Raw genomic sequence first — 4872 nt, 5'->3', positions numbered from 1 at the left:
CTTCTTTTTCAGCGATTTCTGCCCTATGATTCGAAGGATATTATATGCGATCATTGTCAGCTCCAGCACCAGTTTGTTGCTCTCAAACTTTCCCGACGGGAGTCTTCCAACATCCATGTCCGTCTTGATTTCACTGTGATACTGCTCACTTTCTCCGTGGGCATGGTAAAGATCAATGACTGTATCGTCTGGCAGGGAAGAGTTTGTCCAGTATGTGCCCAGTTCTATATCGGGTACGATAAAATACTGCCCATATCGGTCAATGGTTCTTTCCGTGATCTCATAAATTGTGCGTATTCCGACAGTTTTCTCCTCGTTATCAGAAAGGGAATATGTCACATTCCGGAAGGTCTGTCCGATATAAACAGTTTTCCCATCACGTGGATGCTGGATATTCTGGCAGCATTCCCTGACGGATTCCAGCCATTCTTCTTTACTTTCCTGTCTGGGATTCCGTTTTATGATGAAAGACACATTGTTGTATTTATAGCTTTCTTCCATAAAGATGCCTATGTTTTCAGATGCATCGTTGCCGGAATCCAGCCGGATGAGCAGTGGTTTTTCCGTCAGCTGTCTGCACAGTTCAATGGTCTCTCTCAGGAAATCAGGAGTTTCTTTCTGGCAGTGCTGTTTCCCAATCCGCAGTTCAAGATTGACGAGGTATCCTTCTGTGCCGATATATGCCATAATTGGTGCATATCCGTCAAAACCCTTGTAGGTACGGGATACGCCTTCCTTATTGGATTTCGAATTGTCAAAGGGGGTTACATCAATATCGACAGGAACAAAGCCGTTATCCAGGGCTGTCGGCTCTATGTGCATTTCACGCAGCATGTCGACATTTGCCTGCTGGATGTCTTTGCGCAGGGAATCCCCGATCATGTCAAAACGCTGACGGAGTGTTTCGGCGGAAGGAATCGCATAGGAGATGCCTAATGCGTATTTGTAGTAGTCAGGGTCATCCATCATTTCACGGACAGCCTCATACTGGGGTTTTCCCTGACAGAGCATACCAATATAGGTGAGGAGCACGTCTCCATTTTTTATCTGTTTCTGCAGATAATCTTTTGAAATTGGAGCACGGTTGATTTTTTTAACAAAACTGCTTTTTCCAAGTATTTGCCCTACGAATACCAGACCACTGGGAGTAATGAGCCGCTCATCGCTGAATTCAATGTGTATTTTCTTCATTGCACTGCCTCCGCCTATCTTTTGATACTTTCATTATACAGGATAATGCATGATGATACAGTAAAAAAACAAAATTTTGTTTAACCTAGTGGGTGAAATAAAATGTATTGCGAAAATCAGTTTCCAGCAGGTATTATTGCTGAAAAAAAGGAATGTAACACTATGGTAAGTTTCACGGAATAAGGTGGATTTTCATTGACACATATAACACCTTACAATACAATAAAAGCAAATATATAGCTTATAAAGGAGGTTCCTTAATGACGAAAAAAATAACCGCAATATTCTTGGCATTGTGCATGGCAATCTCCGTTTGGCCGATGACCATTCAGGCGGCATCAAAGCCCGATATTAAAGTTGGCGACTATGTTAAAATGGGCGCGTATAACAATGCCTCAATTCTTTGGCGATGTGTAAGCATTGACAATAACGGACCGCTTATGCTTGCAGACAAAATTGTTGACACCCTTGCATATGATGCCAAAACAAATGACAACAGCAATTCAAAATCACACAGCAGAAGCTATAAGCGTGATGATTACGGTTCTAACTATTGGAAAGACAGCAATATGCGTTCTTGGTTAAATTCGACCGCAGCTGAAGGCAAAGTCGATTGGCTTTGCGGCAACCCTCCGAAAGACGGATATGTAAGCGGTGTGGGAGCGTACAACGAAAAAGCGGGTTTTCTCAACGCTTTTTCAAAATCTGAAATTGCGGCAATGAAAACCGTTACCCAGCGTTCTCTCGTTTCTCATCCCGAATACAACAAGGGCATAGTTGATGGAGACGCAAATTCGGATTTGTTATACTACACCGATATTTCGGAAGCGGTGGCAAACTACGACAGTTCATATTTTGAAACTACAACCGAAAAGGTTTTTCTTCTTGATGTAAAGCAGGCTAATGCCGTGTGGAAAAATCTCAAAGGTTATTATGTTGCGTATAATAATGACGGTATGGCTTGGCCTTATTGGCTTCGCACTCCTGTTACCGATTGCAATCACGATATGCGTTATATCAGTTCATCGGGTCAGGTCGGTCGTTATGCTCCGTGGTATTCCGATTTGGGCGTAAGACCTGCATTTTATCTCGATTCCGAATATTTTGTTACAACTTCCGGCAGCGGCTCACAAAGCAGTCCTTATATCGGCTCTGCTCCAAATAAGCAAGAGGATGATTATACAATTTCGGAACCTGCCGAGGACGCAAATCCCGATTGGAATGTCAGTACCGAGCAAAGCATTCAGCTCACCCTCGGCCCGTGGTATTCAAATGACGGAAAATATTCTAATCCGACCATCCCTGTTTATACCATCCAAAAAACACGCAGCGACACGGAAAATATGGTTGTTGTCGTTTGCGGCGAGGGATACACAAAAAGTCAGCAGGGCAAATTCATCAATGATGTCAAACGACTTTGGCAGGACGCTATGAAATATGAACCGTATCGCAGTTATGCCGACAGATTCAATGTTTACGCTCTTTGCACAGCTTCCGAATCGACTTTTGACAATGGTGGAAGCACCTTCTTTGATGTTATAGTCGACAAATATAATTCGCCTGTTATTTCTAATAATCTCCACGGAAGTCAGTGGAAAAATCATATTTTTGAGAGATGTATCGGTCCTGAATTTATCGAGAAAATTCACGATGCTCATATCAAAAAAAAGTGTGATCCAAACACAATTCCGTCCGGTTCGGAATATGAGCCTTATTATTATGTTCACGATTATATTGCTCAGTTCGCTATGGTTGTAAACACAAAATCAGATTTCGGCGGTGCTTATAATAACCGTGAATACGGCTTCCATTATTTCATTTCGCCATCAGACAGTTATCGTGCGTCAAAAACTTTTGCACACGAGTTTGGACACGGTTTGCTCGGTCTCGGTGATGAATACAGTAACGGATATTTGCTTGACGATAAGGAACTTAAATCACTCAATCTTTCCTCGGTTGAAGACCCGGAAAAGATAAAATGGCGACAGCTTTTAGGTTTTAGAAACACATATACCTGCCGCAATGCTTACGGCTCAAAAATGCTTGTTTCAAGTTATGAGTGCATAATGAGAGACACAAACTATCAATTCTGTGAGGTTTGCCGTTTGCAGGGCTTCAAGCGAATGTCTCAGCTTGTTAAGGATGTAGACCTTTATGTTGCAACTCCCGAGGTTAAGGAATATACGGGCGCTTATTCAAAGCCGTCTGATTTTACCGACCTTGAAACAAGTTCATATTATAATTACACATATAATCGCAATGACCGACTTTTGAGCGGCAACAGCAAAAGCAGATTTAATACTAATATGAACGGTAAAAAAATCGAGCTTAGAACTGTTATTCAAAACATTTCAGATAAAAATGCACGACAATTAAAATTCAAAATGTGGATTAAGCACTCCGACGGAAGCGTTGCGACCGATTCATCGGGGAATCCGCTTCAAACAGTACAAACCTTTGACATTCCTGTTTGGAATGATAAGGCAAATTTCTGGCCGCTCGGTGCTTTGGATCACATCAAAAGCGACTTTAATTCAGGCTTAAAGAGTTGCTCGCTTATTTATCAAATTCCGTCTGATGCACAGCTTAAGAGCGGCGATACCGTGGCATTTCAGGTGCTCGATGAAAACGGAAATGTGCTTGCAGACGACAATACGGAAACACAGCGCTACACAACCGTTTCAATTCAGTATAAATTTGAGGACGGCTCTGAAATTCCAAACACTGCCGGCGGAACATTTACCGTGCCATACGGCACAAAGCTTGATTTAACACCGGCAAAAACACTTTATGATTATGAATTTATAAAGGTTGACGGCTTGAATAAGCCTATTGTTTCGGACGGAACGGTTGTTACATATTATTACAAAAATAAAAACGAAGAACACACTCACAATCTGACTTTGGTTGCTGCGAAAGCTGCCACCTGCACAGAGGGCGGTAAGGAAGCATACTACAAGTGCGAAGGTTGTGGCAAGTTCTATGAAGATGTACTCGGTACAAAGGAAATAACCGACCTTGCATCTTGGGGCAATATTGCTAAGATTGCCCACACCACAAAGCAAACCGTAACAAAGGCAACCCCAACAGCAAACGGCAAGATAGTAAATTACTGTTCGGTATGTAAGAAAACTCTTTCAACGACAGTAATTCCAAAGGCATCAAGCATAAAGCTTAAAGCAACATCATTAACATATAACGGAAAGGTTAGAACACCTAAGGTTATTGTTAAGGACAGAACAGGAAAGACACTTGTTAAGAATACTGACTATACTGTGTCTTATGCAAAAGGCAGAAAGTATGTTGGCAAGTACGCAGTAAAGATTACCTTTAAGGGTAAATACAGCGGAACAAAGACGCTTTATTTCACAATCAAGCCAAAGGCAACAAGTATTTCCTCACTTAAAGCAGGTTCAAAGAAGTTTACAGTAAAGTGGAAGAAGCAGGCTACACAGACAACAGGCTATCAGGTACAGTACAGTGCCTCAAGTAAATTCAGCAAGGCTAAGACCGTAACAGTAGGCAAGAATACAACAGTATCAAAGAAAATTTCAAAGCTTTCGGGCAAGAAAAAGTATTATGTAAGAGTTCGCACCTATAAGACAGTTAAGATTAACGGCAAATCCATAAGGATTTATTCAGGCTGGTCAAAGCTAAGACTGTTACAACAAAGAATAAAAC

Annotated in this window: 2 protein-coding genes; one reads left to right on the top strand and one right to left on the bottom strand. The window is 41.7% G+C overall.

The window, feature by feature from the left end:
• Positions 1–1191, bottom strand: a 1191-nt coding sequence (locus CCU_RS06945) for an IS1380-like element ISClsp2 family transposase (protein WP_208896069.1), incomplete at its 3' end; no start/stop codon positions are given.
• A gap of 260 nt (positions 1192–1451) precedes the next feature.
• On the opposite strand from CCU_RS06945, the gene CCU_RS06940 reads away from it, so the two are divergent.
• The coding region (locus CCU_RS06940) for a M64 family metallopeptidase (protein ID WP_243440871.1) at positions 1452–4872 on the top strand (3421 nt) is incomplete at its 3' end.

It is taken from the genome of Coprococcus sp. ART55/1 (assembly GCF_000210595.1).
Taxonomy (GTDB): domain Bacteria; phylum Bacillota; class Clostridia; order Lachnospirales; family Lachnospiraceae; genus Coprococcus; species Coprococcus aceti.
The sequence above is the reverse complement of the archived record's forward strand: the minus strand, read 5'-3'. Positions and strand labels throughout refer to the sequence as shown.